At 71.5% G+C, this 4,556-nt stretch carries 4 protein-coding genes; 3 read left to right on the top strand and 1 reads right to left on the bottom strand.

The features are described from left to right. A partial coding sequence (locus D7X12_RS39555; protein WP_120630317.1) for a beta-ketoacyl reductase occupies positions 1-1,964 on the top strand: 1,964 nt, incomplete at its 5' end. A 17-nt stretch (positions 1,965-1,981) separates the two neighbouring features. Here the strand turns inward: D7X12_RS39555 and D7X12_RS39550 are convergent. Beyond that, positions 1,982-2,452, bottom strand: coding sequence for a DUF5063 domain-containing protein (locus tag D7X12_RS39550; protein WP_120630316.1), 471 nt, complete (start codon positions 2,450-2,452; stop codon positions 1,982-1,984). A gap of 129 nt (positions 2,453-2,581) precedes the next feature. On the opposite strand from D7X12_RS39550, the gene D7X12_RS39545 reads away from it, so the two are divergent. Continuing rightward, positions 2,582-3,124 carry a hypothetical protein gene (locus D7X12_RS39545; RefSeq protein WP_120630315.1) on the top strand — a complete coding sequence of 181 codons (543 nt, stop codon included), beginning with the start codon at positions 2,582-2,584 and terminating at the stop codon, positions 3,122-3,124. Positions 3,125-3,177: 53 nt separating this feature from the next. Beyond that, on the top strand, positions 3,178-4,556 hold a 1,379-nt coding region (locus tag D7X12_RS39540; RefSeq protein WP_147443949.1), incomplete at its 3' end, for a M16 family metallopeptidase.

The raw sequence follows: 4,556 nt of genomic DNA, 5'->3' as shown, positions 1-4,556 counted from the left end.
GCTTCCGCCTCCTGGGGGAGCTGTCCCGGGCGCGCTACAGCCGGGCCGTGCGTGTGCGCGAGGCGGAGGATGGGAACTCGCTCGTCGGGAACGTGGCCATCCTGGATGCGGACGGCGCGGTGATCGCCGAGGCCACCGGGCTGCGGATCCAGGGACTCGGGAAGAAGCGCGCCGCTGCCGCGCCGACCGTGGGGGCCTACACGCTGCGCTGGGAGCCCACGACTCCCCTCGAGGCACGTCCCGCGAGCGGTGGGCCGTGGCTCGTGCTGGACAGCGGTTCGGAGCTGGGCGGGCCGTTGGTGGCGGCGCTCCAGGAGCGCGGAGCGACGCGGGCCCAGGTGATTCCAGAGGTCATTGGCCACGATGCCCGGGTCATCGAGCATCAGGTGCGGGAGGCGCTGACGGCGGGCCCGGCGGGCACCGTCGTGTTCCTGTGGGAGGCGGGCGAGCGCTCCGGTTCGGTGGATCCCGGCGTGCTGGGCCACAAGCTCGCCGTGCTGGCCGCGGCCGCGCGAGGGGCGGCGCATCCCGGCTCGGGGGGCGCGAGGCTCGTCGTCGTCACCTCGGGCGCGCTGGCGGTCCAGGGACCTCCCACCGCGCCGGAGGCGGCCACGGCCTGGGGGCTCGCGCGCACGCTGTTCGCGGAGCACCCGTCGCTGGCGGGCGGCCTCATCGACCTGGAGCGCGAGCCGGTGACGGACCGGTCCGTGCTGCTGCTCGTCACGGCGCTGCTGGCACCGGAGCGCGAGCTGGAGGTCGCCTTTCGTCGGGGACGGGGCTACGTGCCGAGGCTGGAGGCGGCGGAGCTGCCCCCCGCGCCCGCGCTGCCCGCGTACCGCGCCGATGCGAGCTACCTCATCCTCGGCGGGATGGGGGCGCTGGGGCTCGCGGTCGCGGGGCACCTCGCGGCCCGGGGCGCGGGCGCGCTCATCCTTCTGCAGCGCACGCCGCTGTCGGACATGGAGCAGGGGCCGGATCCGCGTTCACAACGGCGGGCTGTTGAAGCGCTGGAGCAGGCCGGGGCTCGCGTGGCCGTCGTCCCCGCGGATGTCTCCGATGCGCGCTCTGTCGCGCGGGCGCTGGAGGAGCTGCGGCGCAGGGGGTGGCCGCCGGTGAAGGGCGTGGTCCACGCCGCGGGCGTCCTCCATGACGGCACGCTGGCGCGGCTCGACGCGGATGCGTTCACGCGCGTGCTGGCTCCGAAGGTGTCGGGTGCGTGGTTGGTGCACCGGGCGTTGGGGGACACGCCGCTGGACTTCTTCGTGCTGTTCTCCTCCGTCGCTTCCATCACGGGTGCGCCGGGGCAGGGGAACTACGCGGCCGCGAATGCGTTCCTGGACTCGCTCGCTCCCGCGCTGGTCGCGGCGGGCCGCCCGGCGGTCAGCATCAGCTGGGGGCCGTGGGCGGACATCGGGATGACGGCCCGCACCTCACGGTCCGGCATGGCCCTGCGTTCGGGACGGGGACTGGAGGTGGAAGCGGCGCTCGGTGCGTTCGAGCGGCTGCGCTCCGGTGCGCTCGGGGCCCACGTCGCGGTGCTCTCGTTCGACTGGGGGCGGCTGGGCGAGGTCGTTCCGGCGTTCGCGAGCAGGCCCGTGTTCTCGCGCCTGGTGCCTGGGTCCGCGGCTCCTGCGCGGGGACTGGACAAGGCGAAGCTCCGGGCGGGGCCTCCGGCGGGAGCGCGGCGGATGCTGGAGCAGTACCTGTGCGCGAACGTCGCGAACCTCCTGGGCTTGAAGCTGGGGGAGGTTGAACCGGATCGCGCGCTCACGGGCCTGGGGTTCGACTCGCTGTCCGCCCTCCAGCTGCGCAACACCGTGGACGCGGAGCTGGGGGTGGTGCTGCCGATGGAGGGCCTCCTGGAGCAGACCACCATCCGGAGCCTCGCGACGTCGGTGCTGCTCGCGCTTCCGGAAGGCCCGCGTGCGGATGGCGCGCAGTCCCTTGCCGAAGTGGAGCCCTGACCCTCCGTCCCGAGGGTTCAGGACTTGGAGCGGAACGCACGTTCGTGCAGGTGCAACTGGAGGGCACGGAGGTGTTGGCCCCAATGGGATTCGAAGTGGAGCTTGAAGTACCAGAGGGCATCCACCTCACTGGTTTCCCAACGCGACAGGACCTCCTCGAGGTCTTTGGCGATGTCCGCCAGGTCGTCAATGGCGTCACCCACCCCGGGCGTCGATGCGGCGAGGTCCGTGCTGTCGAGCGCCGTGCTGTAGTAGCCCAACCCCGGGAAGCACTGCCCGAGCCGTCGGGTCAGCGCTTCATAGGGGGTGGTGCGAACGTCATCGGGTGAAGGGGCGCTCGGGTCGAACTCCCCCTCCACGAAGTGGGAGGCCCACGCGAGCCGGTCGAGTGCCAGCCTCAGGTCGTGTTCGCGCGTGGGCGCATCGACCTCCGCGTCGAAGACGGCGAAGAGGGACTGGATGGCTTCGCGGATCTCACTTCGGGTCATGGGCAAGGAGAGGGCTCCTGGCTGCAGGGTGAGCGAACCGGACGACGTCTGGGAAGGATACTGATGCGGTCCGGGGTGCACATCCGGGCGCGACGCGGTAGATGGAGGGACCGGAGGAACATCAACGCAATGGACGCGAACGTGGTGGCGGAGCTGGAGAAGGCGGGCGTGAAGGTGGATGACCCCATGCGCCTGTTCATCCCCGTGGAGCGGGACGAGCAGGGCCGGGTCAAGACCGTGGGTGACGTGGTGCCCGTGCGCTACGGCGACATCACCGCCCACGTGCACCTGCTGCCCATCGCGAAGCTGTGGACCGGCGACAAGCAGCCCCCCAACTTCGCCAAGCCGCCCTTCTTCGAATACGAGCCGTTCTTCTTCCTCATCGAGGCCACCGCCGCCGGCTTCTGCCGCGACACGCGCCACCCGGAGAACGACCGGGAGTTCGCCCAGCTCTACCGCCACCTGGCGCGGCGGCCGGACGGCCACCACAAGAACCCCCTCTTCTCCCACCTGCGCGCCGCCGCCCGCCTGTACATGTCCCTGCGCGACGTCAGCCAGGCGGAGTTCGAGGCCGTCGCCCAGCGCCTCCACCAGTCCGCCAACACGTACGCGGCCCACGTCGGCAGCCAGAACTACTTCATCAACGTGCTGCGACAGGTGCTGGGCGCCTGAGCCTCCGCTCACCGGAACCTCCCGCTCCCGCGCTTCTGGAATAGGGTGCGGGCATGTTCCGACCGCCATTGTCGTGGCTCGCCTGTCTGGCCTTGCTGGGCGCGCCCACCGTCCAGGCCCAGCCTGCCCAGGCTCCCAGGCCGCCCGCGAAGTCCGCCGCGCCCTCCTCCGCCGTCGCGAAGCTGGGCGCCGGCATCCAGACGCGCACGTTGAAGAACGGGCTCACCGTCATCGTGTGGCCCGACCACGACCTCCCCAACGTGGCCCTCAACAACTGGTTCCGCGTGGGCAGCCGCAACGAGCGCCCCGGCATCACCGGCCTGTCCCACTTCTTCGAACACATGATGTTCAACGGCGCGAAGAAGTACGGCCCCGGCGAATTCGACCGCGTGATGGAGGCCAACGGCGGCGCCAACAACGCCTTCACCTCCGAGGACGTCACCGTCTACCTGGACTGGTTCCCCGCCTCCGCGCTGCCGCTCATCTTCGACCTGGAGGCGGACCGGCTCCAGTCGCTCGCCTTCGACCCCAAGGTCATCGAATCCGAGCGCGGCGTCGTCTACTCCGAGCGCCGCTCGGGCGTGGACAACGACAACTCCGGCGCGCTGATGGAGCAGATGCAGGCCACCGCCTTCGTCGCGCACCCGTACCAGATTCCCGTCATCGGCTGGCCGTCCGACATCGAGTCCTGGCGCATGGAGGACCTCCAGCGCTACTTCAAGACGTACTACGCCCCCAACAACGCCACGCTCGTCATCGCCGGGGACGTGGCGCCCGCGCGCGTCTTCGAACTCGCGGAGGCCACGCTGGGCGCCATCCCGTCGCAGCCCGCCCCCGAGCCCGTCCGCACGAAGGAGCCCGAACAGCAGGGCGAGCGACGCATCACCGTGAAGAAGCTCGCCCAGTCCCCGCTGCTCCAGGTCGCCTACCACGGGCTCGCCGCGAATGATCCGCAGGCGGAGACGCTGGAGCTGCTGGGGCTCATCCTCACCTACGGGGACTCGTCGCGCCTGCACCGCAAGCTGGTGGAGGACGCGCGCGTGGCCATCCGCGTGCGGGGCTCCTTCCCCATGGGCTTCGACCCGTCGCTGGCGTGGTTCCTGGTGGACCTGCCGCCGGGAGGGGACCTGGCTCGCGCCGAGGCGCTGCTCACCGAGGAGCTGGCCCGCGTGGCGAAGGACGGCGTCACCGACGCGGAGCTGCGCAAGGCGCGCAACAGCGCCCTGGCCACCTTCTGGCGGAAGCTGGAGACCAACGACGGCCGTGCCCGGGAGCTGGGCGCCGCCGCGACCTTCCGGGGGGACTGGCGCGCGCTGCTCGACGCGCCCACGCGCTACGAGAAGGTCACCCGCGACGGCGTGCGCGCGCTGGCTGCCCGACTCTTCAACTCCGACCACCGCACCGTGGGCTGGCTCGTGCCCACCACCACCCC

Origin of the sequence: Corallococcus sicarius (genome assembly GCF_003611735.1) — a bacterium.
Lineage (GTDB): Bacteria > Myxococcota > Myxococcia > Myxococcales > Myxococcaceae > Corallococcus > Corallococcus sicarius.
This window is presented reverse-complemented; position numbering and strand designations above follow the sequence as displayed.

Bases quoted from the DNA above. Each gene is read 5' to 3' on its own strand.
- D7X12_RS39550 (WP_120630316.1), bottom strand. From the start codon at position 2,452: ATGACCCGAAGTGAGATCCGCGAAGCCATCCAGTCCCTCTTCGCCGTC.
- D7X12_RS39545 (WP_120630315.1), top strand. From the start codon at position 2,582: ATGGACGCGAACGTGGTGGCGGAGCTGGAGAAGGCGGGCGTGAAGGTG.